This is a genomic window from Bacillus cereus group sp. MYBK139-1 (assembly GCF_051916915.1).
GTDB classification, from domain to species: Bacteria; Bacillota; Bacilli; order Bacillales; family Bacillaceae_G; genus Bacillus_A; species Bacillus_A pacificus.
The window spans coordinates 52,189-78,821 of the sequence record NZ_JBQAHO010000004.1 but is presented as its reverse complement, the minus strand read 5'-3'; the positions used below and the strand labels follow the sequence as shown (position 1 = coordinate 78,821).

Here is a 26,633-nt window from a genome sequence, read left to right as displayed (position 1 = left end):
CAGTAAGGAACTGAGAGGAGGTTTTTTCTCTGAATATAAATAAAGAAACAATTATCCACCTTTATCATACAAACGATATACATAGTCACTTTGAAAATTGGCCGCAAATTTCTCGGTTTGTACAAGGAGAGAAAAAGCGAAGACAGGAAGCGGGAGAGACCGTTTTGACTGTAGATATCGGCGATCATGTGGATCGTTTTCATAGTATTTCGGAAGCGACGAATGGACTTGGCAATACGAAGCTTTTAAATGAGGCGTTATATGATTATGTAACGATCGGAAACAATGAAGGAATTACGTTAGCGAAGGAGCATTTGAATCGTCTATATGATGATGCTGGATTTGAGGTGCTTGTCGCGAATTTATTTGAAAAAGAAGGGGTACGTCCAGAGTGGGCAAAGCCTTATAAATTACATACAACGACAGATGGGATTACGATTGCTTTTATCGGATTAACGGTTGCGTATCCAGAGTTTTATCAAATGTTAGATTGGCATATTGAAGATCCAATCGAGCATTTAGAGTCTATTTTAGAAGAAGTGAGAGATGAGGCTCATATAACGGTTGTCCTTTCTCACCTTGGAAAAAGCATGGATGAGCATATGGCGGAGCATTATGATATAGATGTTATTTTAGGGGCACATACGCATCATTTATTTGAGCGTGGTGTTCTTATGAATAATACGTTACTTTGCTGTTGTGAGAAGTGGGGACGTTACGTTGGGCACGTTCAACTTACTGTGGATAAAGAGATGAAGAAGCTGTTGAAAAAGGATGGTAGAGCGATTAAGACTGAACGTTTAGGTGCTTATAGCAAACCGTTATCCACAATTGAAGCGCTGCAGGAAGAAAGTGAACATATTATGGAAGAGCCTGTCGTTCATTTAAAGGAATCATTACCGGTTAATTGGTTTCATGAGACAGCATTTTCGCACATGTTAGCAAATGCGCTGAAAAACTGGTGTGGTGCAGAGATTGGCATGGTGAACGCTGGTGTACTTCTTGAAGGATTAGAAGAAGGCGTTGTGACGCGCGGAGATATTCACAGAATTTGTCCACATCCCATTAATCCATGTTTATTGAAAGTGCCGGGGAAAACGTTACGAGAAGTGATATTGAAAGCACGTCGCCCGAATATGGAGAACCTTGAGGTAAAAGGATTCGGATTCCGCGGGAAAGTAATGGGAAAAATGATTTACGCTGGTGTAGAAGTCATTCCAGATACGATTCCTGGGAATAAAATTTTACTCGAAGATGTATTAATTAACGGGGAATCGCTGGAATTAGATCGTATATATACAGTAGGAACGATTGATATGTTTACATTCGGCTACTTATATCCAGAGCTATCCACACTTTCTGACAAACAATATTATATGCCAGAACTACTTAGAGATGTGTTAACAGACATGTTAATAACTTATACATCTTCCGTCAAACTATAGGCTAGTTAACTTGTAACACTCATTTTTCTCTTGTCATACAGATAAGAAAGAGAGGAGTGTGAACTATGGTTAATGTGGAGCCAATTATAATCGATAATTATACGTTTATTGCGGTTAGCGTCAAACTTCCAAAGACAAATTTGCTAGCTGTAATGAGCGATAAAGGATATATTATGTGCGGTGCATTAGATGTAGGTCTTTTAAATGAGAAGTTAGGGGATCGAGGTATTATTGCCGGCCGCGCGGTTGGTGTAAGAACGATTGAACAACTTCTTGAAGCGCCGCTAGAATCAGTAACGATTGAAGCTGAAGCTTTAGGTATTACGGCTGGCACAATCGGAAAAGAAGCATTATTAAAAATGAGATAAGCATATATCGTCCCTCCTTCTTGCATAGAAATGATATAAGAAGGAGGGTTTTGTATGAGTATATTTCGTTCGAAAAATTCGCGGTTTCGAAGGGGACCTATTTCCTTTCGGCACATACTGCTTATGTCGTTTATTCTTTTTGTCATATTACTCGTGCAAGGATTATGGATTGTGAATAGCAGCATTCAGCCGACATTAATGAAATATGGAGAAGTAGAGACACATAAAATGGCGACAGCGGTTATGACGAAGGCGGTAAAAGATAGGATCGATGAGGGATTCGATGTCGATTCATTAATGAAAGTACAAAATGATAAAAACGGGAAAGTGTCCACAATTAATTTAAATACGAAGCAAGTAAATGAAATCGTAACGTCAACGACCACATACATAGAAAAATATTTACAGCAAGTAGAACAAGGGAATTTGAAGGGGCTAGGTATTTCTGAAAAAAATGGGGCAACGATGGCAGTTCCGTTTGGCCGTGTAACAAATAATGCACTTCTTGGAAATATCGGACCCGACATTCCAATTGATTTCACAACGATTGGTCATGTAAATACGGATATTAAACAAAAAATTGAGCCGCACGGAATCAATACGACTGCGATTCAAATTATTATGGAGATGGAAGTGACGTTGCAAGTCATTATTCCATTTCATACGAAAGAAATAAAAGTAAAACAAGATGTTCCGATTGCGACGCGTATCGTTCAAGGGGAAGTGCCTACGTATTATGGAAGCGGAAGTGTTGTTGTACCTGATAAAAAGAAAACGGATAGTTAGTCGAATATAAAAAATAACCGTAGCAATGTGCTACGGTTATCGTTTTGTATTCGCGCGTTCTTTTCGCTCCCAAAGACTTAAATGCATGTATGGATCGAAAGCCCATTCTGTATAACCATTGTCTTTATACATACCGAAATGTAGGTGGGGCGGGAATTTTCCAGCTGTGCCGGGAGGTCCGTAACCGGTGCTACCAACAAATCCGATTACTTTTCCAGGCTCGACAATTTGCCCAAGCTGTATTTCTTTTGAGAATCCACCTAAATGAGCGTAATAATGGTAATTATTATGAAGGTCGCGAATGCCGATGCGCCATCCGCCAAGGCGGTTCCAGCCTTTTGTTTCAATAATGCCATAGCAAGTGGATCTTACTGGTACGCCATAGCCTGCAAAAATATCAGTTCCTTCATGAACTCTTCGTCCTCCAAAACTTCTTCCAGCGCCGAAAGTACTACGGTAGCTATGGTCACTGCGAATAGGGAGAGGAAACGCATTTCCTTCTAAATTAATACGTCCATAATGTTTATAAATTTGGGCGTATTCGGTGATTAAATCAACTGTTTTTGCACGTCTATAATATTCCCAGAGCATGATTTTAATACGTTCTTCTGACGTTCCTTGTTTCTTTAAAATCGTTGCTGCTGTATGCAAAAGATCACGGTCGTTATTTGCATTTGCAAATCCATCTTTGTCACCATCTAAACCTAACCCGCCAAATAGAGCAATTGTATGGGGGAGAGTGTCGTTACCATTAACAGGTCCAGCCCATATTTCTGGTTTGAAATAAAGGGAAATGATGGCATCTGGTTTTTTCGGAATATCTTTTCTTACGCTCCGTATATTTCTTTCGTATTGATCCATTGCAGCTAAGTAATACCACGGAATGCCTGAAGATTGCTCGGTTTCTTTATATAGTGCCATGCGCTTTTCGTATATGCTTTGCTGATTATCTTCACCGTAAGCGATGTTTTGGTGGAGAAGAAAGCAAATCGAAAGCAAAAGAGAAATTTTTCGAAGCATGAAATAGACTCCTTTCACATCATCACTCTTTTTAGTGTGGGATATACGGAGTATTTCATTATAGGGAACGATTGGAAAAAATCTTAGAATCTTCATTTGAGCAAATCGCTTTCATACGTTAGAATAGATATGTTACATTGAAAGAAGCGAACACGGTAAACTATTTCATATTGTGCGGAGTTGATAACCATGACAAAACAAACAGAATATAAGCGCAAGCCCGAATGGTTGAAAATTAAGTTAAACACGAATGAAAACTATACAGGCTTAAAGAAAATGATGCGTTCTAAAAATCTTCATACAGTTTGTGAGGAAGCGAAATGTCCGAATATTCATGAATGCTGGGCTGTAAGAAAAACAGCAACATTTATGATTTTAGGTGCGGTTTGTACACGTGCTTGTCGTTTTTGTGCGGTTAAAACAGGCTTACCAACTGAGCTTGATTTACAAGAGCCAGAACGCGTAGCAGATTCTGTAGTACAAATGGGCTTAAAGCACGTTGTTATAACAGCGGTTGCACGTGATGATTTAAAAGACGGGGGAGCAGCTGTTTTTGCTGAAACAGTACGCGCTGTACGTCGTAAAAATCCGTTTACGTCAATCGAAGTATTACCATCTGATATGGGTGGAGTAGAAGAAAACTTAAAAATGTTAATGGATGCAAAACCAGATATTTTAAACCATAACATTGAAACAGTACGTCGATTATCTGACCGAGTTCGCGCTAGAGCAAAATATGATCGTTCATTAGAGTTTTTACGTCGAGCAAAAGAAATGCAGCCTGATATTCCAACTAAATCGAGCATTATGGTGGGCTTAGGTGAAACGAGAGAAGATTTAATTGAAGCAATGGATGACTTACGTGCAAACAATGTGGATATTTTAACTCTTGGACAATACCTACAACCATCTAAGAAGCATTTACCAGTTCTTAAATATTACCCACCAGCAGAATTTGCAGAGCTAAAAGAAATTGCACTTAGCAAAGGCTTTAGCCACTGTGAAGCTGGCCCACTTGTGCGTTCTTCTTACCATGCGGACGAGCAAGTTCGTTCTGCAAAAGAAAACACAGCAGAAGCAAAATAATGAAAAAAGGGAGCTAATGATTAGCTCTCTTTTTGTTTGTACTCCAAAACAGTATTTGAACATGTTAATAAAATCTTTTTTAATTCTTCTGTGGATAATTCAATTGTAAATTCAGGTACACCAGGTGTAATTAAAATTTTATCGTACGTATAAATAGCGTTATCCACAATAATTGTTACATCGTGTGAATACCCGAAAGGAGCTACACATCCCGGCATACAACCAGTTTTGTCTCGCAGTTCATCAGGAGAACAGAGAGATAAGCGTTCTCCTGTTAGTTCTTTCATCTCTCCGCGGTTAAGCCTTGTGCCCTCTAACGTGAAAAATACGTAATAATCTCCAGCCTTTGATTTTAAAAATAAGCTTTTACTTGGAGTGCCTTGTAAGCCAAGCCTCTCGCGTACGATCCGATCTGTCTCATAATCGAGTACTGGTTCGTGTTCAAACTTTTCATAAGAAACATTTGTTTTATGTAGTAAAGCAAGTACATCTTCGTACATATGGAGTGATACCCCTTTCTATTATTAGTACAGTTTCTTCTCGTGGCGTCAACTGAATGTGTTGGAAAGAGATATTACTTGGACGGTGCTTTCCATAATCGTTTTAGGCTACATTGTTCATCAATTGTAATTTCGTACATATCAGGATTGGTTAAAGCTTTCCATTCATGAAAGCCAATCGTATGATCAAAGTGCTTTAAAATGAGCGTAAGTAAGTTTCCATGTGTAACGAGTAATGTTGTAGTATGGTTTAATTTTAAAACGTCTTCGATAAGCGATATAGCACGGTCCGTTGCTTGTTTTGTTGACTCTCCGCCTGAAAAGGCAATATCTATATTTATAAAAGTAGATTCTAGTTTTTGCATCCAATCGTCCATTGGAACGTCGCTTAATATGCGTTCAGCTAATCGTTCATCTTCTTGGATAGACAAATTAGCTTGGATTGCATAGGGCCGAATAGAATCGATAGCTCGCACAAATGGGCTTGAAATAATATGATCTATTTGTAGTTGGTTTTCTAAGAGGAATGTAGCAAGGCTGTTTGCTTGTTTTTTTCCATCGGTCGTTAATTCGGCATCACGTTCTTGGCCAGTTGCTGAACAATGTCGTATGACAATAATTTTCTTCATAATTCATCCCCATCTTTCAAGTTGACGCTATATACTTCGACAAATGCGAAAAAAATCCCTTTTTATTGGAAAGTGCATAGTGATTTATATATGTGGAAAAGTAATGTGGATAATGAAAATTGAGGTGCCAGTATGAAAAAAATGATATGTATCGTATTCATGATGTGTTTTCTGACGCAAATGTCCACAACATATGCACAATCCAATCAAAAGTTAGATTATCCAAGTAATCGAAATAAGCCATTTGTGAGCGAAGATGTGTTTTACGAACAGTTAGATAAGAAAATGTATAAAGAATACAATAATGCAGCGTATAGTGTTCGTAAAAAAATTTCATTTAAAGAAGTGGCTGATGAGGAGTTTATTTTTAGACAAAAAACAAATGCTGACTGCCACAGTAAAATGACGATGGACGGTTCTTTTGTCCACCCTGATCGCCAAGTTTATTTTTTCGCTTCCTTTTCTCAAAATGAAGTAGAAGAGTTACACAAGTACATCGTTATAGATGCAGAAACAAAGAAGGAGCTGCAAAGTGGCAAAAGTTATCATCACTATGATAATCCATATAAAAAATAACCCACCAATTGGCGGGTTATTTTTTATTCCGGCACACTCATTAATTTCTCTTTCATTTTACGAATAAGAATGATAGCACCAATTGTGAAGAGAAGGGTGATTCCTTCTGCAACAAAGATGTTAATTGTTTTCGTTTGGTAAAGTGCCGCGAAGAAGTCTACAAGTGCGTGGAATAGTATAGCGTACACAAGGAAGATATACTTCTTCTGTTTTACTGCGTATAAAACAAGCATTGTAAAGGCGATTTGCAGCACGAGTGCCATAATTCTTTCTAGGCTACCAAGGAAGTATAAGTAGGCTGGTTGCTGGATTAACATGTCCTGTAGGCGACTTAGTTCCGGCATTTTTTCGACCATCTGGGCGAAGCTACCGTTGTTAATTGAATTCGCAAATATAAGTGCTTGGAATGCAGAGAATCCGCCAACTAAAATGGATTCTATCCCGCCGTGACCTATTCCGTAAGCAAAGCCATCTTTATATTCTTGATATTTTTTTAGTAGGAAGAAGAAGGCAACGAAGCGTCCTAATTCTTCAAAAATACCAGCAGTGAGTCCGCCATAGAGTGCGAAGACAAATGGATTTTCTAAAATTGGAGCGATTGCTGGATTACCGCGCATAAATAGGTGGAATGGTGTTTCGAGAATTTGGGTAAATCCGATAAAGATAAGAACACCAACGCCGACCACTTTCCAATTTATATTATATTTTTTACGGAAATAAACGAGTACAATAATTGGGACCAGAATCGAGACAATGAGTTGAAAGATGATGCTGGCAATTACAGTATTTGAAACCATACTTTCACCGCTTTCTAATATATGTACATATCTATTATGCATGAAATATAGGAGAGATGAAACTTTTTAAGATAAAATGAATTTACTTATTGACTCTAACGTTGCGTCATACTTTATCGTATGTATTAAGGGGGAGATACACATGACAATGAAGGTAAAAGAAGTAGCTAATTTAGTTGGAATTAGTGTGCGCACACTGCATCATTACGATGAAATTGGGTTGTTAACCCCAGACGAGACGACAGAGTCTGGATATCGTTTGTATTCCAATGAAAATTTAGAGACATTGCAGCAAATTTTATTTTTTAAAGAACTAGGCTTCCCTTTGAAGAAAATTAAAGACATTATCATGAGTCCATCATTTGACCGGAAAGAGGCACTGCAGCTTCATAAAAAAATGCTTCTTGAAAAGCGTGCTCGGTTAGATAAAGTGATTGCGACGATTGATAAGACAATTCAGCATACAAAAGGAGAGATTGAAATGACGAATAAAGAGAAATTTGAAGGCTTCGATTTCAGCCATAATCCGTACGAAGAAGAAGCGCGTGAAAGATGGGGAGACGCAGCTGTAGATAAAGCGAATGAATATGCGAAAGGTATGTCAAAAGATAATCAAGAAGAGTTTAATACGATTTACAGAAATTTAGCGGCGCTTAGACATGGTGCACCAGATTCTAAAGAGGCACAAGAAGCAATTGGAGTATGGTACAATTACTTGCAAAAATTCGGTGAATATTCATTAGATGCTTTTAAAGGACTTGGTCAAATGTACGTCGCTGATGAGCGCTTTACGAAAAATATCGATAAATTTGGTGAAGGATTAGCTCAGTTTATGTGTGATGCGATGGAGGTTTACGCAAATCGTAAGAAATAGTAAAAAAATAAAGAAGATGGAGGTTTTCTCCACCTTCTTTATTTTTTAATCATATCATTCAAAGTCTGATCCCCCGTATTGTTCAAATGAGGATTTTTACTCATTTCACGTTTTAACATATCGAGGCTCTGTGTATATTCTGTATCATTTAAGGCACCAGATTGAAGGCCTTGAATTTGAGAAATCAACTTTTGGTCTGTTGATACATATGCTTTATAATAGCGAGGGACGATGGACAAAGCAGCTCTATATACTTGATCCGCTACGAGTTTTGGATCTGTTGTGTTTGCACGGTATACAACAAATACTTCATCATCGGTAACGAGTGTAGCAGCGTTTGTAACGTCAGGAAGTTTGACTGTCATACTTGTAATCATTTCAGCGACTTTCTCACGGTTAATGGCTCCTACTTGTTTGTTAGATACTTCATGCTTTTGTTTAGATGAATAGCCGACTCTTGTAAGCCGTGTATTTGTATTTTCCGTATGATACATGTCGTTTTTATTGGAAACAAGAACACGACTTCCTTCTTCACGTTCCATTTCGGCTTTATTCGTTGATTGGCAGCCTGCAAATAAGGAAAGAGTGAGAAGAGAAAGGATAATTTGTTTTTTCACGATGTATCACCTCCTTCTCCATAGCATGCACTAATTTTCAATTTTTTGTATTTGAAATTGTTGGTTGGTATGCTTTGTGATACGATAAAAAGAAGAATGCTTAGAGAGGAAGTTAATGATGGAGCAAAAGCAAGAGATTCATGCTACGGTGAGCATTAATAATGTGCAGTACGAAGTAATTAAAAACTTTCGTGACGGTTTTAGTGAAGAAGCATTTAAAGAGCGCTATGCAGAAATTTTAAATAAATATGATTACATCGTTGGGGACTGGGGATATGAGCAACTTAGATTGCGCGGCTTCTTTGATGATAGTAACCAGCGTGCGACATATGATACGAAAATTAGTACGTTAACGGAGTATTTATACGAGTACTGTAACTTCGGTTGTGCACACTTCGTATTACGAAAAGTGAAGAAATAAAAAAATCCTCTTACGATTGTAAGAGGATTTTTTGCATATTCTCGCTTATAAACAAATTGATATATAATCGCCTTCAGAAAGTATTGTATTTGGTTTCATTTGTTGTCCGTTCAATTGAATATCTCCGTTTTTAATTTTATCCACAATGAGTGTACGGCTCCAATCTGAAATATATGTGGATAAAGCTTTATCCATCCGGTGGGAACCGAAAACGAGGTCTAATACAATCGTAATTTCAGCTATGCCACTTTCTTTATGCTGTGTAATGGAAATAGTAGTAGTTGTTTCCGTTTGATCTTGCTGCGTCATATCAACTGTTTCAACGTGGTCAGTAAATGATTTATAAATCCGAAGTTTTTGATTCCACGTATGATCTTTCGGACATTTATAAATAGCAAAGCGATATATGTTTTTTCCGTTGGCGTTATGCCTACGAACATTTGTGTCGGTAAATAGGGTAGTGCGTCTGCAATTTTTACAATACTTTTCGATTGTGTTTTGCTCGTTTTCATATAAACTCCAAGAAAGTTGTACTTTCTGCATTTTCCTTCACCTCTTATAGTAGTGGTAAAGGAACGTAATACAGCTATTTGGATGTCTTGTAGTATGAAGACAGGAGAAATAGATAAAAATAAAAGGAGGTTCCCCAAAGAGGAACCTCCGTAAACATCATACTACAGATGCGTTACGCTCCTTTGTAATGGGAATGGGCAGACTACTCCCTTGAAAAAGCGTGGTGCTTTTTTGAGAGTAATGCTATCCAATTGCTGGTCCATTACAAAGTAAATGTTGGCATACGTAGATAACGTCCTTTCTATCCAAATAGATTTATTCTTCATTATAACATGAAGATTTGAAAATTCAAAATACTTAAAGCGAAAAAACACCAGCTAAAAAGCTGGTGCCTAAGATAAATTATATAAGTTCAAATAAAAATGAGCGTAGTTCTTCTGCAATTTCTTCAGTCATAGAAAATGCGTGCTCTAAGTAGCCTGGTTCGTTTAAATCGTCAGCGCCGATGATTGCGAATTTATTACGCTGCATATCAAGGACAATTGTTTTACCGTAATGACGATCGGAGTATAATAGCGCTAAATCATGACGCTCATTTTCTCCCATAAAGCTAACGAAACGAGTTTTTGTAGCGACAGTGTCGTCGTACAGAAAGAAACGTTCTTCCATACACATGGCTCCTTTTATTAAATATCTAAGTTTAAGTGTGGCTTATGATCTAAATGGTGATGCGTTTTAATGAATCGTACTGTTCTTGTTTTGTAACGCATTACGATAGAGTATGTTTCAGCTAAATCTCCGCCTAGGAATTTCACTCCGTCTAATAACTCACCAGCAGATACACCAGTTGCTGAGAAGATTGCATCATCACCAGATACTAAGTCTTCTAGCATTAGAAGTTGACGAGGGTCTTCTAGTCCCATTTCACGACAACGAGCTTCTTCTTCTTCGTTCATTGGAACTAAGCGAGCTTGCATTTCACCTTCAAGACATTTTAATGCTGCTGCAGAAATAACACCTTCTGGAGCTCCGCCGATACCTACGAATAAGTCGATACCTGTTCCAGGTAGTGCTGTTGCGATTGACGCACCAACATCACCGTCACCAAATAGTTTTACACGTGCACCTTTTGCACGAACACGATCAATAATATCTTGATGACGTTCACGTTCTTGAACGATAACTGTTAGATCGCGAATCTTTTTATTGTTAGCTTCTGCTACAATTTCAATTGTTTTTTCAATTGGATCATCTAAGCTAATTTTACCAGCTGCTTTTGGACCAACCGCGATTTTTTCCATGTACATATCAGGAGCATGAAGAAGGTTTCCTTTATCTGCGATTGCGATAACTGCCATTGCATTTGCAAGACCTTTTGCAACGATGTTTGTACCTTCTAATGGATCAACGGCGATATCTACTTCTGGACCGTTACCTGTTCCTAGTTCTTCACCAATATATAACATTGGTGCTTCATCAAGTTCTCCTTCACCAATTACAACTGTACCTGCCATGTTTACTGAATCGAACATATCACGCATTGCTGTAGTTGCTGCATCATCTGCTTCATTCTTCTTTCCGCGGCCCATCCACTGTGCGGATGCTAATGCTGCTGCTTCTGTTACACGGACAATTTCTAGTGCGAGTTCACGTTCCAAGATTCCATTCCTCCAATTTCAAAAATCATACAAATATAACTATAACAAATAACGGAGAAAAGGTGAATTCGAAAAATTGTCGATTTTTTCAGAAGAAAGCGTTACAATTAAAATGTAAATGCTTTAATTTCCAGGTAGGTGACATTCATGTATTTTGTAGACAGAAAGAAAATAGAACAAATGCTAGTATGTTTAGAACGAGCAACAAGTACATTTCAAGAGAAAAAGATATATGAAACCGAGTTTGAATTTTACGCATTAGAACGCATAGCTCATCTAATGATTGATTCTGTATTAGATGTAGGGAATGCGATGATCGATGGATTTATTATGCGCGATCCAGGAAGCTATGAAGATATTATTGATATTTTAATGGACGAGCGAGTGATAAGTGCAGAAGATGGACAAGGAATGAAAGAAATTATCCTTCTTCGAAAAATGCTTACGCAAGATTATATTCAAATGAATCATGATGAATTATATAAGACGATTCAAAAACATATTGCAGTGGTAGAAAAATACCCAGCAAATATTCGCAGTTATTTAGAGAAGGAATTAGGGCCTGTATCTGCATTTGTACCAGAATAATTATGCTTATAAGATCCCCAAAGAATGCCTTTTGGGGGTCTTATATTGTATGTGAGGGAGAAGGGTGAAACATGGGGGAAGCACGTACGACGAAAGATGAAATTGTACAGTTGTTGAAAGTAAAAGGAGAGCACACGGTAGCGGAACTAGCTGAAATTTTAGAGATTACAGAAATGGCAATTCGAAGACATTTAAGTAATCTTGAGAAAGATGGTTTCATCTATTCCAAGATGGTAAGGCAACATGTCGGAAGACCAACTTATTTGTATGGATTAAGTGAAAAGGGAGAAGATACATTCCCGAAAGAGTATAAGCAATTTGCGATTGATATGCTAGAAGATTTAGCGCGAATGGGCGATGAAAAAATACTTCGTTACGTTTTAAAAGAAAGAACGAAGCGTATGGAAGAACAGTTACAAAAGCGCGTGAGTAATCAAAAGAATTTAGCATATAAAGTGCAAGAGATAGCAGCTATGCAAGAGAAAAATGGTTATATGGTTCAAATTAAGAGAGATGGAGAGAACTCTTTCATAATTGAAAAACAAAACTGTCCGTTAAAGGAAATCGCTGAGAGATTCCCGCAAGTGTGTGAAGATGAAAAAGAGATGTATAATCGTTTATTTGCGAACGCAGATGTGAAAACGCTAGCAAACATGTGCGAGGGCGATTGTAGTTGTTCTTACCAAATAAAAGAGAAAAAATGAACGTTATGGGGCGCTTTAAGGTAAAGCGTTTTTTTCTTTTGGAAAAGCGGGTAATATAAGAGTGGTATGATAAGGTGAGAACGTTAGCATAGAAGGAGAGACATAATCGATGTATAAAGGTTACTTAATTGACTTAGACGGTACAATGTATCGCGGAGAAGAACAAATTGAAGAAGCGAGCGACTTCGTCAAAGCGTTAGGAGAGCGCGGTATTCCATATTTATTCGTTACGAATAACTCAACTCGTAAACCAGAACAAGTGGCAGAGAAACTTGTTCGTTTCGATATTCCAGCGAAAGCAGAGCAAGTATTCACAACGAGTATGGCAACAGCAAACTTCATTTACGAACGTAAACAAGACGCAACTGTATATATGATTGGTGAAGAAGGCTTACATGATGCGCTTGTGGAAAAAGGATTTGAACTTGTGGATGAAAATCCTGATTTCGTTGTTGTTGGTTTAGATCGTGACATCACATATGAAAAATTAGCAAAAGCTTGTCTTGCTGTGCGTAACGGCGCAACGTTTATTTCTACAAATGGAGACATTGCCATTCCGACTGAGCGCGGGTTATTACCAGGTAACGGTTCATTAACATCAGTTGTAGCAGTATCAACAGGTGTGGAGCCAATCTTTATCGGAAAACCAGAATCAATCATTATGGAACAAGCTTTGAAAGTGCTTGGCATAGAAAAGAATGAAGCATTAATGGTTGGGGATAACTACGATACAGATATTTTAGCAGGAATAAATGCTGGTATGCATACGCTTCTTGTCCACACTGGAGTAACAACTGTGGAGAAGTTAACAGAATACGAAGTTCAACCGACGCAAGTTGTGCATAACTTGACGGAGTGGATTGCGAAGATGTAATGAAATGCAGGTAACCGGAATAGGTTACCTGTTTTTTTATGCATAATTGCATATGCGCTATTGTTATATAAAATGTAAAATTTGTATGTAATGATGTAAGGGGGGAGAATAAGAATGTACTGGATGTCATGTATTATGTTTGTTTTTACATTATGTGTTTTGTTTTTTGTTCTATGGAAAATATATAAAATAAATGAAATGAAAAAAAGCGCAGGAAAACTGATTGCAATGTATCCTCGGGTGAAAAGACGTTGGATTGCATTACTTGGACCAGCATATTTCATTGGACAATGTATGTATATATATGCTCGGTACGTAAGTGGCGATATTCATACAGTTGAACAGTTTCTCATTCAGCTAGGTATTCATGCTGTAGCAAGTTGTTTTATGACTTTAATAGCCATCCATCTTATTAAAAGTGTACAAATATATGAAAAAGGTGTAGTAGACGGATTAAACTTTTATTCATACGAAGAATTAAAAGGCTATAAAACATCAACATGGGAAAATCCAAAAGAAAATATATTTTTATATCGCGGTCGAGAAAAAATGAATGACAATGTGAATTTACTTATTAGACAGGAAGATATGAATGAATTAGAAAGCATTCTTCAAAGATATATTCCGAAATTAATGATGAAATAAAAAACTCCGGTTGTTAAAGCCGGAGTTTTTTTATTAAAATGCACGATTCACAACATCTTTAACCTCTTCAAGATATTGTTTACGCACACTATCATCCACAGAAGGGACACTTGTATAGAATGTATGCTCAATTGTTTCAATGCCTGTAAATTCAAAGATACCAACATCAGCTGTTTTTTTCATTGCTTCAAACATACCGCCTGCTGTGTATGCCTCTTTCGTATTTCCCATTGTAGATAATAATAAGCCTTTTTTACCGCTTAATAACTTCTCGATGCCATTTTCACCGTAAGCATAAGCGAAGCCGTGGCTAAATACACGGTCAACGTATCCTTTTAAAATAGCAGGAAGTCCCGCCCACCAAACTGGGTAAATGAATGTAATGCTATCAGCCCAAGAGATATGCTCTTGCTCTTCTTTAATATCTTCTGGTATGTTGCCTTGAGAGAATGAGATGAAATCGGAAGCGCCTAATACTGGATTAAAGTTTAACTCGTATAGATCGCGAACGCGTACTTCGTGACCTTTTCCTTCTAATTCACTTTTTACCGTTTCTAAAATAGCGTGGTTGAAACTTTCTGTATTCGGGTGTGCATAAACGATTACATGTTTCATTGTTCTTCCTCCTATTTGTGGATATGTGAATAGTTTATCTGTAACCATTATTGTTACTTCATTTGCGAAAGTCAAGTAATACATATGTATGTATAAAAAGACGCCTCAAATCGTCTTTCTATACCCCGCTCATACAAAGTACAAAGAAAACAAATAAAATGATGACAATACCAATGCCGAAGTTAAATACGAGAGTACTATCCATATTATGTAACCTCCTAATTTGAAAGTAAAAAGCACTCTAACCAAGAGTGCTTTTTTATTTTGAGTCTACTTCACAACTTTTAGAAAAGGATTCGTGCATGTAAAGATTTATATTATTTTATGTGTTTATGCTTTGAAATGAGTAAGTCCTTGTGAGATATAGAAAAAAAGACACTCTTTCGAGTGTCTTTCAAGATGACAAAATGTGCCAATTGCTTGAGTTTGATAAGACGCTAATATCCGTTTTAACGCCTTTTCTTTGATCAAGAAGTGTAGCAACAGCGATTCGAATAAATTGTACCATTTGTTCCACGGGCGTGCGTATGCAATTGTGCATATTTCAATTATGAGGTAGGTGATGAACTGTGAATGATTTGAAGTGATTTACTTACGATTTCTTCTGCGGCATATATGCCGATTGCATCTGTTTTTACAATATGGGGTTGTAAATGATTATATGTTGCCCCTAATTCACCATGAAGTGGTGCGAAGGCATAGTTCGCCTTTTCAAGCATGCATAAATCAAGTAAAGAATCCCCAGCTGTAATAATAGTATCCATTTGTAGTATTTCTTGTATATATTGCACGGCGTCCCATTTGTTAATTGGTTTTGGTACAAAGTATAGTTTCCTACCTTGAAGTGAATGATTCCAGCCCTGTTTGTCTAACCAGGAAGTGAAGGATGATAATTCATCATAAGGAATGTTCTCTCGTTTAATGATGCAATAGTGGAATAAATCATCAGCCGTTTTTTGTGATATAACCCAATCTTTATGAGCGATTTGTTCAAATTCCTTTAGTATATCGTTCCTCTCTATACATTCTACTGAAATTCTTTTTTTTATTTCTTTGTTCCAAGTAACATCTTGCTTACCGTTATGAAGGATATTACCGCCGTTACTTGTAATGGCATATTCAGGAATGATTTCATTTTGGAATAAAGTAATACGTTGAAATTGTTCAATCGTTCTTGTTGTAACTGGGATAAAATATGAATGCAGTTGCAATTTTATTAGTAGTGAAATGGTTTTATGTGTTATGAAAGAAATTTCTTTTCCATCTAAAGTTTCAATGAGCTGAATTGAATTATCTTCTATATGAGCACGAAATGATTTACGGGAATAAATAAGTGTCTGATCAAGATCACTGGCGAAAATCATATCGTATTCCCCCTAAGAGGCTTAATGAGTCCGCAACATGAATAAGTCATATTCTCATATATTTCAACAGGGACATTCTTTTCTTTAGCGAGAAGTAAAATATGCCTTAAATCAGGAGTGTCTTGCTTTCGTATTAAAATTTTCCACGGTATTCTCCGGAGTAATACGCGAGTTGTTTCACCGACTCCTGGTTTAATTAGATTAATATCATCAATTTCAAAGTGAGTTTGGATAGATTGTATATCTTTTAATCCTTGCCAAGATGGATCGGTGTATGTTGAAGCAATATAATGTAATTGATTATCTATATGAGAATGAACAGAAGGGAATAAATCTGTTATCTCATCGATAAAGAAATTTGATAAATCTTCTTGTTCTAGCTCTTTATAATATTTAACACCATGAAAATCATTTGGGCCAATATAGGTGTCATTTAGTACAGTGCGGCTAATTAGTCCAGAGACGGTCGCATTTAAGCAAGCACTAGGGATAAGAAAATCTTCGCGTGTACCGTAAATTGAAGTACAGTAACCGGGATCGGCAAGTACAGCCATACAATGAGAAAGGTGTGTATTATTTCTCTCGTTAAATGTATGTACTGCCTGTTCCAATTCCTTTTTTATTGCACCCTTTCCAGTCCAGCCATCAATGAATTGAATTGTTTCTTTAGGATGATGTTCTAAAATATAGTGAAGTGCATTTTCATCGATGCCGCGTCCACGAATAATAGAAATACAATAGTGAGGTACATCAAGGTTATATTGATAGCGTATGTAGCGTTTTATAAGAATACCAATAGGTGTACCAGCACGCGCTAATGAGACGAGGACGAGATTCGTTCCCTTAGTCTGTATAATTTGTTCAGCGACAACTCCGACAGCGATAGCTAGTTTGTGTTTGTAATGTTGCAGGGAAGAAAAGAATAAATCCATATATGCTTTAGATGGTTTATATTCCGTTGGTAACATTTCAGAATAATGTATGCCAGCTTGAATGGCTTGTTCTCTCGTTTCTGTGGAACTTTCTTTCATTAAATCGCTAATATCTTTTAATAGAAAAATAGCATCATTTGGATCGTAACTACTAATATGGGAATTTACCTTTACCATAATTATCAACCTTCCTTTTCTATGCTATTTGAAAATGAGACGATATGAATACAAGGAATAACTGTTTGTAACTGCTGTAGAAGAGGCGATAAGGCTTCTTCTCCTACATCACGTTCCATAAACACAAATACTTCATCGTAATCATGAGGTGAAATATTATAAAAGTAATTTGTAATAGTAGAATCTTCGGGATTTGGATACGAGAAATGATTATGAATGGCGTAGTTCACATCATTTGAAACAGGATGGATAGGGCTTCGTGTTGTAGATTGATATAAAATATTTTCACCCATTTCAGCAGCAATTTTCATTGGAATATACATAAACTCACCCGTTCCGAGGCAGAGTGTTCGTTTTCCAATTCTTTTTCTTTGTAACATTTTTCCTGCTTCTTGAGCAAAAGAATGAATGTGCTTTTGTTCATATGATGAAATGCCAAAGCGTCCAGTATATTTTATATAATTTGATGTATAGGATAATGCCGGACAAATAATCGTATGTTTTTTGAAATAAGGTTTTGTTTTTTCAATAGGAGTATCTGTTTTTGTAATATTCAATGGCTGGCCAGTTGTGTGAATGCGGCCTTCTAATAAAGAAATAACATGAATTTTTATTTGAAGTTCTTCTTCTAGTTGTTTAAATTGTCTTCTATTAGTATTAGAACGCCAGTCTAATAACGAAGCGATGGTATACTCTTCTCGTGGAAATTGCTGTTGAATAGACCTGATAATATTTAGTGCGGTTTTCCCAGTTGTCATCTCATCATCTACGAGAACAATTGGATTGTTGTTTTGAAAAAAGCTTTTATCTACATAACAACGGTGTGAGGTTGCATGGGAATGTTCTTCCTCAAATGTAATGACAGATTCGAGATTGGGTATCGATTCCCTAGTTGTATGTACATACTTTGCATTTTGAAAGCATTGAAACATAGAATGGCCAAGTGCTGTTGCTGTTTCAGCGAATCCGATAAATAACACTTCTTCTTGTAAGGGATATTGATAACGAAATACTTCCTCTGGAATTTTATCAATTTCTAATGAAATAAGATTTAAAACTTCTTTTTGAAATGGATGAAAAGTATTATGTAGTATTTCCATATATCTTGCAGCGAGAGCAAATCCACTTGCTAGAGAGACTGCAGGTTTAATAGGAAGATGCTTTCCAAGAATTGTACTTACAAATAAAAAACTCCGCTTCTTATTGATTCTCGCAGCCATTTGAAAAAGATTGTCTAATTCTAAGTTATATGGATTATCACGTACTTCTACATGAACCTTTATATTATTCAAAACGTTATACGTGTTGTTTTGCGTTTGTAATAAGGAGATCGGTGAATTGTTTGTTTTCATGTAGCACCCCGTAAATATTAGATTTTAAAATGGTTTTGCGAGCCCAGTTATAATGGGGCTTTACTTCATTCATTTTGTTAGCAAAACTGCTTTTTAGCACTCCGTTATACGTATTTGCATGTTGTAAAATTGACCTTGCGTCTAAATAATCTTCCATTGTAACAATGTGCATTGCTTGTACAACTTTAATATGAGATGGGTGAATGACTGTCTTTCCGATTAATCCATTTGCATGGTCAAGCGATACCTCTTGAATGAGCCCTTCTTCGTAATCATTAGAAAAATATTCCCATACACATCCTGAAATAACATATCCATTTGTTGCTCTGGAGAAAATATTAATAATGTCGGAAATACAATCACGAACAACAGTAATATGATAGATAGGGGTGTATTTATTACGCCGAATACCAAATATGCTTGAAAAATCAGTAGCACCAATGCGTACATTTAAGATGTAATCACGATAGGAATCTAGTAGATCTTTTATTTGTAACAATGATTCTACACGTGTTTCTCTATACATAATTTCTGGTGATTCTAAAATCGGCATTCCATAAAGGGATAATGAATATAGCTTGTTTATATAGGCAAGCTGATCGATATAAGACTTTCCATTAACGGGTGTGAATTTTGGAAAGACAAAACCACATAAGCAATGAACCGCACTACCTAATTCAGTAACAATTGTCCTCATTTGACTTGGCTGTCGAACTCTAATAAAAAGAAGGGGGATGTCTGCTTGATTTAGTATGTTAGCACTGACCAAGTTGGCGATTTGCTGTATTTGAAAGACGATATTTTGCTCTGCAAACTTTACTTCCTTATCGCTGATAGAGTCTTCTAGACAAAAAATAATCGAGGTAGCTTCCACATGTTTTTTTCTAATTATATCTTCCGCGATCGTTTCTTTCGTGCCAGGAGTATATAGTGTAGCACCTAATGCGTACGCTAATTGCTCTTTCTCTATATTTTTTGAAAAACTAAGAGGTTCTTTATAGAAAAAATTTTGACGTTCTTCTAAGGAGAGATAAGAAAAATAATTCAAATTGTCACCACCTTATTTCAAATAATTCTGTTTAATCGTAACATAATAAGAAAAATCTTCCATAAAAATAAAGCGAGAAATTAAAAAAACATATTGAGAAAGATGAATTATAAGATGAGTATCGAATATTGTTAGTAGAAATATAATAGGGGGAAGAGAAAGTGGAAATACATGAGCTGACGGTAGAAGAAGCAAATGAGATAAATACGTGGACGTACGAAGAACCCTATAATTTATATAGTTTTTCAGGCGAGAAAGAAGTAATAGAGGAATTATTAGATGGGACGTATTATGGCTGTTGTGACGATAATGGGGAGTTTATTGGCTATTTTTGTTTTGGGGAAAATGCACAAGTGCCAGGGGGAAGGGATGCTCATTTATATGGTGGAGAAGATGTAATTGATATCGGACTTGGCATGAAGCCGACGTTAACAGGGAAAGGGCTGGGGAAAATGTTTTTTCAAGCTGGGATAGCCTTTGCTGTTAAAGAATTTAAGCTGAAAACGTTTCGACTTAGTGTAGCGACATTTAATACAAGGGCGATTACGCTTTATAAAAACATAGGTTTTCAGCAAGGCCCTATTTTTTTGAGCCGAGGAAGAGAATTTATGCTCATGGAATACAAAAGACCGTCAGTATAACACTGACGGTCTTTCATATTTCACTCCGAATGCTCAGCTCTGTGCGCTAAACGGCTTGAAGCGGCAGCAGCGATTCCGCCAACGATATCGTCAAGGAATGTATGCACCTTTCCAGTTGATTTATCATTTAAGTATTCTAAAATACCAGGTTTTAATTTATCGATATATCCAAAGTTCGTGAAACCGATAGAACCGTACACGTTAACGATAGAAAGTGCAATCACTTCATCAATTCCGTATAAGCCTTCATCACGTTTTACGATATCCTGTAACGGCTCACTTAACATTCCTTTTTCAGCAAGGACATCGAGTTCGATACCAGTAATTAGTGCATTCTGTACTTCACGTTTTGATAATACACGCTCAACGTTATAACGGCATTCTGACATCTCTAAATTTGGATGATATTTTTTTTGAAGAAAATGAACAAGCTCAGCAATATCATCAATTGTTACACCGCGTTCTTGTAATAGTTGCAATGCTCTTTCTTGTAGTTGATTTGATTCTTTCATGTTTATCACCTTTTTTTCTTTTTAGTATTTGTATACGTTTCGTTGCTTTATCATGTGCATAGGAATGAAAGGCGAGCACAAGCTCATATATATAAAGAAAAACCATAGGTGGCGACTGCGATGATTCATCATATTTATGAGCATTATCATATGCATGTTAAAGAATTAATCCCCCTTGGCCCCTATAAAAGCTTTTGGATTCGCAACAAAATTTATGTACTTGTTCCAATTGGAGAGATGGAGGAAGAAGTACTTGTAGAGATGAAAAAGCTCAGTGATTATATGAACCAGCAAGGGGATATAACTGTAGCGACTTTCGTTCCGACTATACACGGCTACTATGTAAGTGAGATAGAAGAACAAAATTACTGCTTATTAAAAGGTATGCGCGCGTTAGAACGACATGCTATGTCATTAGGGAGTGAGCTTTCTATATTCCATAAACGAGGTGCATTCTTTCCAGAAGAAATTGAGCAATTAAGCCGCATTGGTGAATGGAAAGCGTTATGGGAAAAAAGGCTCGATCAGTTAGAAAAGTTTTGGCAATCACAAGTGATGAACCACCCTACAGACGTATTCGATCAATTGTTTATTGAATCCTTCCCGTATTACTTAGGAGTTGCGGAAAATGCCATTCAATACGTTGTTGATACAGAGATGGATGATACGCCGCAATTAACGGATGCAGCAACCATTTGCCAAGAACGATTCACACCTTTATTATGGCATCAAACGAAGCGTCTCAAACTCCCTTTTGACTGGGTGTATGATCATCCAACTCGAGATATAGCAGAATGGATTCGCTATATGATGATTGAAAAAAAGAAAGACTGGGAGCAAACAATCGTTCAATTTGTTACAGATTATGAACGGAACTATTCGCTATCCTCATTTGGGTGGCGCCTATTATTTGCAAGGCTCTTGTTCCCACTTCACTATTTTGAAACAGTCGAACGATATTACCAAACTGGAAACGAAGAACAAAAAAGCATATATAGAGATCGCTTAGAAGCCATTTTACACGATGTGAACCGCTCTGAGCAATTTATGAAGCATTTTTATGGCTCACTCCGTTTACCAGTTGATAAGCTCGGGATTAGAAAATTAGATTGGTTATCTTAAAAATATAAAAAAGAGACCGATTGAGGTCTCTTTTTTATATACCACAATTATATGTAATACATTATGCCCCTACCTGTTGATCTGCACATATATTTAAAATGAATTGATGTTGTTCGATTTTTTCATTTACTTTACTCAATAATTCTTGCTGGATTTCTTTAAATAAAAATTGATAGCTCGCATTCCATGTCGGTATAACGGATGAAAGGTCTAATAAATACTCTTTTTTCTTTTCTAGTTCTTGAATTGTTAAAAACGTGTTCCCCATTTTTGGCATGTGTCGTCCCCCTATGTTTTTTACTTTATATGTGTGAACGATTCACTATATAGTATCAATTATCGCATTTTTTGAGAAGGATTTCCAATTTTGTTTTATGATGTTAACGGATAAATGTGATTTGTATAAAAAAAGGAGACCAAATTTGGTCTCCTTTTAGCAAGTGGCTTTGAACGAGCCGCTAGATGATATCCAGCTCCAGCGGCTAGAACAGTCGGCCATTTCGCGCCTTCCTGTGAGGCAAAAAGCGCCTCTTCGTCAGGAGCTCCAATGACCTCCTGTTCTGAATGAGCCGCTTCCGCTTTTAATTAAAATACTTGTTCTACTTCGATAACGCCTGGTACTTCTTCAAGTAACGCGCGTTCGATACCAGCTTTTAGTGTGATTGTAGAACTTGGGCAGCTTCCGCATGCACCCATAAGGCGTAATTTTACGATACCTTCTTCAATGTCTACTAATTCAACGTCTCCGCCATCGCGAAGTAAGAATGGACGTAATTTATCTAATACTTCTAGTACTTGTTCTTGCATATGTGGGTTTTCCATTTTTATCGACTCCTTTCATCAGTTTTATTATAATCAAGATAGAGGGGAAAATCTATTTTTTCTGTTCTTGTTTTATTGCCGAAATTTTTTATCATGTTTACAACGTGTTTTTTCAGTATAGGGGTATGGAATGAGTTTGTAAAATGATGTGCTTATGTAATAAGGTATCTGAATATACTGTTAGAACAAGAAGTGGGGGAGAAGAAATGGTTAATGTGCAAGTGTATGGGACGAAAGTAATTTGTGCGAGCTGCGTTGGAATGCCATCTTCAACAGAAACGTTTGAGTGGTTACAAGCGGCGATTGGTCGTAAATATGAAGGACAAGAAAATAAATTTAATTTCGAGTATATTGATTTTCAAGAAGAACAAGAAGATGAAGATAAAAAAGCATTCGCAGAGCGCGTAGTGGAGGAAGATTTATTTTATCCGGTCGTTCTTGTAAATGGAGAAATTGTTGGAGAAGGAAATCCTCGTTTGAAGGATGTTTACGAAGAAATCGAGAAATATTTATAAAGCAGGAAGCCTTTGCGAATTTGCAAAGGCTTTTTTTATTGGAGGGATAGATGTGGAGAATGTAGTGAAGCATGCGTTACCGAAAGAAGTAGAGCAGTTGATGGAGCAGTACATAGGAGGACTGAAAGAAATTTTTTTAGATGAAAAAATAGTCGGGGTATATATTTACGGATCCATCGCACTCGGTGCATTTCATGCAGAAACGAGCGATGTTGATTTTGTCACGGTAATAAGTGATCCCGTGAATGAAGCTGAAAAACAGCAACTTGTAGAGCTTCATAAGAAACTTAGTGGTAGTACGTTAGGGAAAAGAATGGATGGTATGTATATTCCGCTTGCTGATTTAGGAAAATACAATGATGAAATGAATGAGTACGTGTATTGTGCGGATGGTAAGGCGAATATAGGACATTGGGATATTAATGCAGTCACATGGTGGACATTGAAAAATCAAGGTATTACAGTGATCGGGAAAGAAGCAGAAGACCTTTCGTTCCAAATAAGGTGGGATGATGTAGTAAATACGATGAAATACAACGTAGAACAGTACTGGAGCGGGAAGGCGAAGCAGCCATATTTATTCTTTATAGAAGAATGGGTAGAATCAGCGGTCGTTACGATGGGTCGTATTTTATATACACTAGACCATAAAACAATCGTTTCAAAAGATAGAGGATTGCAATACTTATTAGAACATTCATCAGAAGAATGGAAGCCTTTATTAAAAGAAGTAGCAAGAATACGGGAGAATCCAAAAGAAAAGCGAATGCTCTCAAGGTGGAGAAGGGCAGATATGACGAAGAGGTATTTGCTGCACTTAATTGAGGCGTGTAGAGAGAAATGGTAGGGAAGAAAATGGACAATACAGTTGGGTGTATTGTCTTTTTTTATATACAATTTGGTATATAATGGTTAAAAAGGTTTAATTATACTGGAGGGGATGGGATGGACACGGAATTAGTTACATATGAAGAAAAGAATGTACAAATGAGTATGCTAGAAGTAATCGGTATGATCGTAATTATTTTTGGGGTAATGTATGGAATTGGTTATTTGAACTTTTTATATGAATTCTCATTATATCCGTGGTATGTAAATCATCTCATTTCACCCTTCACGTTTTGTATGATTATTGTAATGTATGCACCGGCAAGAAATTACTGTGTGCATTTACTAAAATCAATACAATTCAATAACTCAAAACATTATGTAACAATAATAATGACGATGATCGTACTGCTTATATATCTTGCGGTATTAAATTTAGTTTTACCACATGGGCTTGGTGTGGAGGGATCTAATATAGTAATAGAGCCTACTAAAAATGAAATCATTTTATATGTAGTTGTACTCACGATTTTTGCGCCGATTTGGGAAGAGCTTGTATTCCGAGGTATGTTTTTTATGAAATTATCTCAGCGCTTCTCTACACTTAGTAGTGCCGTTATAAGTGCTTTCATATTTACTTTAGGGCATCCCCTTACAGTAGGGAGTATTTTATATATTTTTGGTATAGGGATATGTTTAGCCTACACCTATAAGAAAACAAACAATTTACTCGTTCCAATTGGAATTCATGTATTAAACAATTCATTTTATTTATTAGTAAATTTTCAACTGTAAAAAAGGCGCCTTTTTGAAAGGGCGTCTTTCGTATTTTGTAGAGGAAAGATAATACGAAATATGGATAGTTTCATGTGAAACATTTTTATTATCAAATATACAAAATGATTAACTTAGTGTATTAAATGTATCATTCATAAGTATTCTAATATATTTAAAAGTAAAATGGAATAAGAAACGGGTAATTGTCGGAATATATTCGATTTCCATTCATTTTTATGAAATATATGTACTTTTTGTTAGATTCCTTCTTTTTATTTCTATAAAATACACGTATGTAGATATGAGAAAAGGATGATGTACGTGAAGGACACTGTTTTACAAGAAAAAATTTCTCCGCAAGAGTCGCATAAAGTTGTTCAAAAGAATACAGCTTATTATGACTTTAAGTGGGGCAAAGTAGAAAATCCAGCGCAAGGAAATACGTGGAATTGGGTAGCCTTTTTCTTCCCAACTTTTTGGTTAGCTTATCGTAAAATGTATAAGTTGTTTATTATATTTACGTTATTAGCGGTACCTACTTTCATTGTAGCTACTTTTATTGATATACCAATGTGGATAGATTTTATCATATACGCTGGAACGATGCTGTTTACTGGATGGCAAGGAAATCGATTGTATTATAAGCATGTTATCCGTATTTTACATAAAGTAGAAGATGTACCTGAGTATAAGAAAGAGTATTATTTACAATCAAAAGGCGGCGCTCATATCGGGCTTATGATTGGTTTGCAAGCGATAGTATTTGTATTGTTTGCAGGTGCTAGCTTTGGTTTATCGTATGTACCAACTGAACCTAATATTAAAAATGTTGTTCGCCTAAGTCTTGAAGGAGAGGCTTTAGAGTCTATTACAGATAAGTCAAATTGGAAGTATGTAAAGAAAGAAAAGGATTATGACGTAGTAGAATTTACTGGTTATGATTATGAAGAAAAGAAAAATGTAAAAATTAAATTCGCTGTATACTTAAATGATGATTATTTTGAATGGCAAGAAGTGTATGTAAATAATAAAAAGTTAAGTGAAGAAGAAGTAGAAGAATATCAAATGTACGTTGAAGAAAATATGTGGTTTTTCTAGAGGGAAACTCGTCCATTTTGAAAAGAAGAATCTTGTGAGGGTTCTTCTTTTTTATTGTAAAACACCATACGAATTAAAAATTTGTAAAATACAATAAAAAATGAGAATTCCAGGTAGGCTTGTCAATAACGTGAGACTATGGCACTATAAAGAAATGCTGTACAAATTTTATTTATCGAGATGTAAACATCAATTTTGATTTTTACGTATAAATAATGAACGGAGGAAATGAATTTATGGCTACTTTACCAAATTGTCCAAAATGTAATTCAGAATATACGTATGAGGATGGCGTTCTTTTCGTATGTCCAGAATGTGCTCATGAGTGGGGCCAAGAAGCAGAAGCTGAAAATAATGATGGTGCAAAAGTTGTAAAAGATGCGAACGGCAACGTTCTTCAAGACGGCGATGCTGTTACTGTCATTAAAGATTTAAAAGTAAAAGGAACTTCTTCAGTTGTGAAGATCGGTACGAAAGTAAAGAGCATCCGTCTAGTTGATGGCGATCATGATATTGATTGCAAAATCGACGGTTTCGGAGCTATGAAGTTAAAATCACAATTCGTGAAGAAGGCGTAAGTAAATAAAAAGAGGAGGCGTATAGGCCTCCTCTTTTTATTATGTCATTTTTTGTCGGTAAGTCGATATTCCTTGTCGAATCGTCGATATATTTCAAAAATCGTTGATATATTTTGAGTTATGATAGATATATTCGAAAAATCGTCGATAT

At 36.4% G+C, this 26,633-nt stretch carries 34 protein-coding genes; 18 read left to right on the top strand and 16 right to left on the bottom strand.

The window, feature by feature from the left end:
• Positions 1-29 precede the first annotated feature (29 nt).
• From ACTFRS_RS20965 to yunB, 3 genes are all read left to right on the top strand, one after another.
• Positions 30-1,445, top strand: a complete 1,416-nt coding sequence (locus ACTFRS_RS20965; protein ID WP_277933158.1) for a bifunctional metallophosphatase/5'-nucleotidase — start codon at positions 30-32, stop codon at positions 1,443-1,445.
• A 65-nt stretch (positions 1,446-1,510) separates the two neighbouring features.
• Positions 1,511-1,813 (top strand): YunC family protein, encoded by a 303-nt coding sequence (locus ACTFRS_RS20960; RefSeq protein WP_000248463.1) that lies wholly within the window; start codon positions 1,511-1,513, stop codon positions 1,811-1,813.
• A gap of 54 nt (positions 1,814-1,867) precedes the next feature.
• The gene (gene yunB, locus ACTFRS_RS20955) at positions 1,868-2,599 is read left to right on the top strand and encodes a sporulation protein YunB (protein WP_000021810.1); all 732 of its coding nucleotides are present in this window, start codon (positions 1,868-1,870) and stop codon (positions 2,597-2,599) included.
• 36 nt (positions 2,600-2,635) lie between these two features.
• On the opposite strand, the gene ACTFRS_RS20950 is transcribed toward yunB, so the two are convergent.
• Positions 2,636-3,619 (bottom strand): M23 family metallopeptidase, encoded by a 984-nt coding sequence (locus ACTFRS_RS20950; RefSeq protein ID WP_000944673.1) that lies wholly within the window; start codon positions 3,617-3,619, stop codon positions 2,636-2,638.
• A gap of 189 nt (positions 3,620-3,808) precedes the next feature.
• Here ACTFRS_RS20950 and lipA point away from each other — a divergent pair, with 189 nt between their 5' ends.
• Positions 3,809-4,705, top strand: a complete 897-nt coding sequence (gene lipA, locus ACTFRS_RS20945; protein WP_000166370.1) for a lipoyl synthase — start codon at positions 3,809-3,811, stop codon at positions 4,703-4,705.
• Positions 4,706-4,725: 20 nt separating this feature from the next.
• Here lipA and ACTFRS_RS20940 read toward each other — a convergent pair whose 3' ends face one another.
• Together ACTFRS_RS20940 and ACTFRS_RS20935 are read right to left on the bottom strand one after the other, a co-directional pair.
• Entirely contained in the window at positions 4,726-5,205 is a 480-nt protein-coding gene (locus ACTFRS_RS20940; RefSeq protein ID WP_139868221.1) for a YbaK/EbsC family protein, read from the bottom strand.
• Positions 5,206-5,279: 74 nt separating this feature from the next.
• Complete coding sequence (locus ACTFRS_RS20935) at positions 5,280-5,834, bottom strand: histidine phosphatase family protein (protein ID WP_431085338.1); 555 nt, start codon at positions 5,832-5,834, stop codon at positions 5,280-5,282.
• 132 nt (positions 5,835-5,966) lie between these two features.
• On the opposite strand from ACTFRS_RS20935, the gene ACTFRS_RS20930 reads away from it, so the two are divergent.
• Entirely contained in the window at positions 5,967-6,410 is a 444-nt protein-coding gene (locus tag ACTFRS_RS20930; protein ID WP_139868217.1) for a hypothetical protein, read from the top strand.
• A 23-nt stretch (positions 6,411-6,433) separates the two neighbouring features.
• Here ACTFRS_RS20930 and ACTFRS_RS20925 read toward each other — a convergent pair whose 3' ends face one another.
• Positions 6,434-7,249, bottom strand: coding sequence for a YhfC family intramembrane metalloprotease (locus tag ACTFRS_RS20925; protein ID WP_011040809.1), 816 nt, complete (start codon positions 7,247-7,249; stop codon positions 6,434-6,436).
• 100 nt (positions 7,250-7,349) lie between these two features.
• On the opposite strand from ACTFRS_RS20925, the gene ACTFRS_RS20920 reads away from it, so the two are divergent.
• Entirely contained in the window at positions 7,350-8,081 is a 732-nt protein-coding gene (locus ACTFRS_RS20920) for a MerR family transcriptional regulator (RefSeq protein ID WP_242294771.1), read from the top strand.
• 38 nt (positions 8,082-8,119) lie between these two features.
• On the opposite strand, the gene ACTFRS_RS20915 is transcribed toward ACTFRS_RS20920, so the two are convergent.
• Entirely contained in the window at positions 8,120-8,698 is a 579-nt protein-coding gene (locus tag ACTFRS_RS20915) for a YhcN/YlaJ family sporulation lipoprotein (RefSeq protein WP_000744038.1), read from the bottom strand.
• 118 nt (positions 8,699-8,816) lie between these two features.
• Between ACTFRS_RS20915 and ACTFRS_RS20910 the strand changes: the two genes are divergently transcribed.
• Entirely contained in the window at positions 8,817-9,119 is a 303-nt protein-coding gene (locus ACTFRS_RS20910; protein WP_000435943.1) for a YutD family protein, read from the top strand.
• A 45-nt stretch (positions 9,120-9,164) separates the two neighbouring features.
• Here ACTFRS_RS20910 and ACTFRS_RS20905 read toward each other — a convergent pair whose 3' ends face one another.
• The 3 genes from ACTFRS_RS20905 to glpX all read right to left on the bottom strand — a co-directional run bounded on the left by ACTFRS_RS20905 (position 9,165) and on the right by glpX (position 11,290).
• Positions 9,165-9,662 (bottom strand): cytoplasmic protein, encoded by a 498-nt coding sequence (locus ACTFRS_RS20905; RefSeq protein ID WP_431085339.1) that lies wholly within the window; start codon positions 9,660-9,662, stop codon positions 9,165-9,167.
• Positions 9,663-10,034: 372 nt separating this feature from the next.
• Positions 10,035-10,301 (bottom strand): DUF3055 domain-containing protein, encoded by a 267-nt coding sequence (locus tag ACTFRS_RS20900; RefSeq protein ID WP_000392606.1) that lies wholly within the window; start codon positions 10,299-10,301, stop codon positions 10,035-10,037.
• Between the two features lie 17 nt (positions 10,302-10,318).
• On the bottom strand, positions 10,319-11,290 hold the full coding sequence (gene glpX / locus ACTFRS_RS20895) for a class II fructose-bisphosphatase (protein WP_000439091.1): 972 nt from the start codon (positions 11,288-11,290) through the stop codon (positions 10,319-10,321).
• 147 nt (positions 11,291-11,437) lie between these two features.
• Here glpX and ACTFRS_RS20890 point away from each other — a divergent pair, with 147 nt between their 5' ends.
• The 4 genes from ACTFRS_RS20890 (at position 11,438) to ACTFRS_RS20875 (ending at position 14,101) form a co-directional block, all read left to right on the top strand.
• A complete protein-coding gene (locus tag ACTFRS_RS20890; RefSeq protein WP_000274012.1) occupies positions 11,438-11,878 on the top strand; it encodes a DUF86 domain-containing protein in 441 nt (146 codons plus the stop codon).
• Between the two features lie 71 nt (positions 11,879-11,949).
• Positions 11,950-12,582: a helix-turn-helix transcriptional regulator gene (locus ACTFRS_RS20885; protein WP_242294399.1), complete on the top strand. Its 633-nt coding sequence runs from the start codon at positions 11,950-11,952 to the stop codon at positions 12,580-12,582.
• A gap of 109 nt (positions 12,583-12,691) precedes the next feature.
• Positions 12,692-13,456, top strand: coding sequence for a TIGR01457 family HAD-type hydrolase (locus ACTFRS_RS20880; RefSeq protein WP_431085341.1), 765 nt, complete (start codon positions 12,692-12,694; stop codon positions 13,454-13,456).
• A gap of 114 nt (positions 13,457-13,570) precedes the next feature.
• Complete coding sequence (locus tag ACTFRS_RS20875; protein WP_440025099.1) at positions 13,571-14,101, top strand: iron ABC transporter substrate-binding protein; 531 nt, start codon at positions 13,571-13,573, stop codon at positions 14,099-14,101.
• Between the two features lie 33 nt (positions 14,102-14,134).
• On the opposite strand, the gene ACTFRS_RS20870 is transcribed toward ACTFRS_RS20875, so the two are convergent.
• The 5 genes from ACTFRS_RS20870 to ACTFRS_RS20850 all read right to left on the bottom strand — a co-directional run bounded on the left by ACTFRS_RS20870 (position 14,135) and on the right by ACTFRS_RS20850 (position 19,589).
• Positions 14,135-14,716 (bottom strand): NAD(P)H-dependent oxidoreductase, encoded by a 582-nt coding sequence (locus ACTFRS_RS20870; RefSeq protein WP_431085342.1) that lies wholly within the window; start codon positions 14,714-14,716, stop codon positions 14,135-14,137.
• A 548-nt stretch (positions 14,717-15,264) separates the two neighbouring features.
• A complete protein-coding gene (locus tag ACTFRS_RS20865; RefSeq protein WP_139868203.1) occupies positions 15,265-16,080 on the bottom strand; it encodes an HAD family hydrolase in 816 nt (271 codons plus the stop codon).
• The gene (locus ACTFRS_RS20860; protein ID WP_242294396.1) at positions 16,077-17,189 is read right to left on the bottom strand and encodes a cysteine protease StiP family protein; all 1,113 of its coding nucleotides are present in this window, start codon (positions 17,187-17,189) and stop codon (positions 16,077-16,079) included. The genes ACTFRS_RS20865 and ACTFRS_RS20860 overlap by 4 nt, the downstream gene beginning before the upstream one ends.
• A 5-nt stretch (positions 17,190-17,194) precedes the next feature.
• Positions 17,195-18,541: a phosphoribosyltransferase family protein gene (locus ACTFRS_RS20855; RefSeq protein WP_139868199.1), complete on the bottom strand. Its 1,347-nt coding sequence runs from the start codon at positions 18,539-18,541 to the stop codon at positions 17,195-17,197.
• A complete protein-coding gene (locus tag ACTFRS_RS20850) occupies positions 18,486-19,589 on the bottom strand; it encodes an HpcH/HpaI aldolase/citrate lyase family protein (protein ID WP_139868197.1) in 1,104 nt (367 codons plus the stop codon). Before ACTFRS_RS20850 ends, ACTFRS_RS20855 begins: the two co-directional genes overlap by 56 nt.
• A gap of 161 nt (positions 19,590-19,750) precedes the next feature.
• Here ACTFRS_RS20850 and ACTFRS_RS20845 point away from each other — a divergent pair, with 161 nt between their 5' ends.
• A complete protein-coding gene (locus ACTFRS_RS20845; RefSeq protein WP_439195662.1) occupies positions 19,751-20,230 on the top strand; it encodes a GNAT family N-acetyltransferase in 480 nt (159 codons plus the stop codon).
• Positions 20,231-20,250: 20 nt separating this feature from the next.
• On the opposite strand, the gene ACTFRS_RS20840 is transcribed toward ACTFRS_RS20845, so the two are convergent.
• Positions 20,251-20,742: a phosphatidylglycerophosphatase A family protein gene (locus ACTFRS_RS20840; RefSeq protein WP_000665103.1), complete on the bottom strand. Its 492-nt coding sequence runs from the start codon at positions 20,740-20,742 to the stop codon at positions 20,251-20,253.
• A 120-nt stretch (positions 20,743-20,862) separates the two neighbouring features.
• Here ACTFRS_RS20840 and yutH point away from each other — a divergent pair, with 120 nt between their 5' ends.
• Positions 20,863-21,864 (top strand): spore coat putative kinase YutH, encoded by a 1,002-nt coding sequence (gene yutH, locus ACTFRS_RS20835; protein ID WP_016718817.1) that lies wholly within the window; start codon positions 20,863-20,865, stop codon positions 21,862-21,864.
• 61 nt (positions 21,865-21,925) lie between these two features.
• Here yutH and ACTFRS_RS20830 read toward each other — a convergent pair whose 3' ends face one another.
• Positions 21,926-22,141, bottom strand: coding sequence for a hypothetical protein (locus ACTFRS_RS20830; protein WP_001125488.1), 216 nt, complete (start codon positions 22,139-22,141; stop codon positions 21,926-21,928).
• A gap of 308 nt (positions 22,142-22,449) precedes the next feature.
• Positions 22,450-22,686 carry a NifU family protein gene (locus tag ACTFRS_RS20825; RefSeq protein ID WP_000431159.1) on the bottom strand — a complete coding sequence of 79 codons (237 nt, stop codon included), beginning with the start codon at positions 22,684-22,686 and terminating at the stop codon, positions 22,450-22,452.
• Positions 22,687-22,892: 206 nt separating this feature from the next.
• Between ACTFRS_RS20825 and ACTFRS_RS20820 the strand changes: the two genes are divergently transcribed.
• The 5 genes from ACTFRS_RS20820 (at position 22,893) to phnA (ending at position 26,482) form a co-directional block, all read left to right on the top strand.
• A complete protein-coding gene (locus ACTFRS_RS20820; protein ID WP_000248590.1) occupies positions 22,893-23,201 on the top strand; it encodes a YuzD family protein in 309 nt (102 codons plus the stop codon).
• A gap of 52 nt (positions 23,202-23,253) precedes the next feature.
• Entirely contained in the window at positions 23,254-24,048 is a 795-nt protein-coding gene (locus ACTFRS_RS20815; protein WP_440025103.1) for a nucleotidyltransferase domain-containing protein, read from the top strand.
• 98 nt (positions 24,049-24,146) lie between these two features.
• Positions 24,147-24,824 (top strand): lysostaphin resistance A-like protein, encoded by a 678-nt coding sequence (locus ACTFRS_RS20810; protein WP_440025105.1) that lies wholly within the window; start codon positions 24,147-24,149, stop codon positions 24,822-24,824.
• Positions 24,825-25,121: 297 nt separating this feature from the next.
• The gene (locus ACTFRS_RS20805; RefSeq protein WP_139868636.1) at positions 25,122-25,904 is read left to right on the top strand and encodes a DUF2628 domain-containing protein; all 783 of its coding nucleotides are present in this window, start codon (positions 25,122-25,124) and stop codon (positions 25,902-25,904) included.
• Positions 25,905-26,140: 236 nt separating this feature from the next.
• The gene (phnA, locus tag ACTFRS_RS20800) at positions 26,141-26,482 is read left to right on the top strand and encodes an alkylphosphonate utilization operon protein PhnA (RefSeq protein ID WP_000212737.1); all 342 of its coding nucleotides are present in this window, start codon (positions 26,141-26,143) and stop codon (positions 26,480-26,482) included.
• The last annotated feature ends 151 nt before the right edge of the window (positions 26,483-26,633 follow it).

Coding starts and splice junctions, on each gene's coding strand:
- ACTFRS_RS20960 (WP_000248463.1), top strand. CDS start 1,511: ATGGTTAATGTGGAGCCAATTATAATCGATAATTATACGTTTATTGCG.
- yunB (WP_000021810.1), top strand. CDS start 1,868: ATGAGTATATTTCGTTCGAAAAATTCGCGGTTTCGAAGGGGACCTATT.
- ACTFRS_RS20950 (WP_000944673.1), bottom strand. CDS start 3,619: ATGCTTCGAAAAATTTCTCTTTTGCTTTCGATTTGCTTTCTTCTCCAC.
- lipA (WP_000166370.1), top strand. CDS start 3,809: ATGACAAAACAAACAGAATATAAGCGCAAGCCCGAATGGTTGAAAATT.
- ACTFRS_RS20940 (WP_139868221.1), bottom strand. CDS start 5,205: ATGTACGAAGATGTACTTGCTTTACTACATAAAACAAATGTTTCTTAT.
- ACTFRS_RS20935 (WP_431085338.1), bottom strand. CDS start 5,834: ATGAAGAAAATTATTGTCATACGACATTGTTCAGCAACTGGCCAAGAA.
- ACTFRS_RS20930 (WP_139868217.1), top strand. CDS start 5,967: ATGAAAAAAATGATATGTATCGTATTCATGATGTGTTTTCTGACGCAA.
- ACTFRS_RS20925 (WP_011040809.1), bottom strand. CDS start 7,249: ATGCATAATAGATATGTACATATATTAGAAAGCGGTGAAAGTATGGTT.
- ACTFRS_RS20920 (WP_242294771.1), top strand. CDS start 7,350: ATGACAATGAAGGTAAAAGAAGTAGCTAATTTAGTTGGAATTAGTGTG.
- ACTFRS_RS20910 (WP_000435943.1), top strand. CDS start 8,817: ATGGAGCAAAAGCAAGAGATTCATGCTACGGTGAGCATTAATAATGTG.
- ACTFRS_RS20905 (WP_431085339.1), bottom strand. CDS start 9,662: ATGCAGAAAGTACAACTTTCTTGGAGTTTATATGAAAACGAGCAAAAC.
- ACTFRS_RS20900 (WP_000392606.1), bottom strand. CDS start 10,301: ATGGAAGAACGTTTCTTTCTGTACGACGACACTGTCGCTACAAAAACT.
- ACTFRS_RS20890 (WP_000274012.1), top strand. CDS start 11,438: ATGTATTTTGTAGACAGAAAGAAAATAGAACAAATGCTAGTATGTTTA.
- ACTFRS_RS20885 (WP_242294399.1), top strand. CDS start 11,950: ATGGGGGAAGCACGTACGACGAAAGATGAAATTGTACAGTTGTTGAAA.
- ACTFRS_RS20880 (WP_431085341.1), top strand. CDS start 12,692: ATGTATAAAGGTTACTTAATTGACTTAGACGGTACAATGTATCGCGGA.
- ACTFRS_RS20875 (WP_440025099.1), top strand. CDS start 13,571: ATGTACTGGATGTCATGTATTATGTTTGTTTTTACATTATGTGTTTTG.
- ACTFRS_RS20870 (WP_431085342.1), bottom strand. CDS start 14,716: ATGAAACATGTAATCGTTTATGCACACCCGAATACAGAAAGTTTCAAC.
- ACTFRS_RS20865 (WP_139868203.1), bottom strand. CDS start 16,080: ATGATTTTCGCCAGTGATCTTGATCAGACACTTATTTATTCCCGTAAA.
- ACTFRS_RS20860 (WP_242294396.1), bottom strand. CDS start 17,189: ATGGTAAAGGTAAATTCCCATATTAGTAGTTACGATCCAAATGATGCT.
- ACTFRS_RS20855 (WP_139868199.1), bottom strand. CDS start 18,541: ATGAAAACAAACAATTCACCGATCTCCTTATTACAAACGCAAAACAAC.
- ACTFRS_RS20840 (WP_000665103.1), bottom strand. CDS start 20,742: ATGAAAGAATCAAATCAACTACAAGAAAGAGCATTGCAACTATTACAA.
- yutH (WP_016718817.1), top strand. CDS start 20,863: ATGATTCATCATATTTATGAGCATTATCATATGCATGTTAAAGAATTA.
- ACTFRS_RS20830 (WP_001125488.1), bottom strand. CDS start 22,141: ATGCCAAAAATGGGGAACACGTTTTTAACAATTCAAGAACTAGAAAAG.
- ACTFRS_RS20825 (WP_000431159.1), bottom strand. CDS start 22,686: ATGGAAAACCCACATATGCAAGAACAAGTACTAGAAGTATTAGATAAA.
- ACTFRS_RS20820 (WP_000248590.1), top strand. CDS start 22,893: ATGGTTAATGTGCAAGTGTATGGGACGAAAGTAATTTGTGCGAGCTGC.
- ACTFRS_RS20810 (WP_440025105.1), top strand. CDS start 24,147: ATGGACACGGAATTAGTTACATATGAAGAAAAGAATGTACAAATGAGT.
- ACTFRS_RS20805 (WP_139868636.1), top strand. CDS start 25,122: ATGTACGTGAAGGACACTGTTTTACAAGAAAAAATTTCTCCGCAAGAG.
- phnA (WP_000212737.1), top strand. CDS start 26,141: ATGGCTACTTTACCAAATTGTCCAAAATGTAATTCAGAATATACGTAT.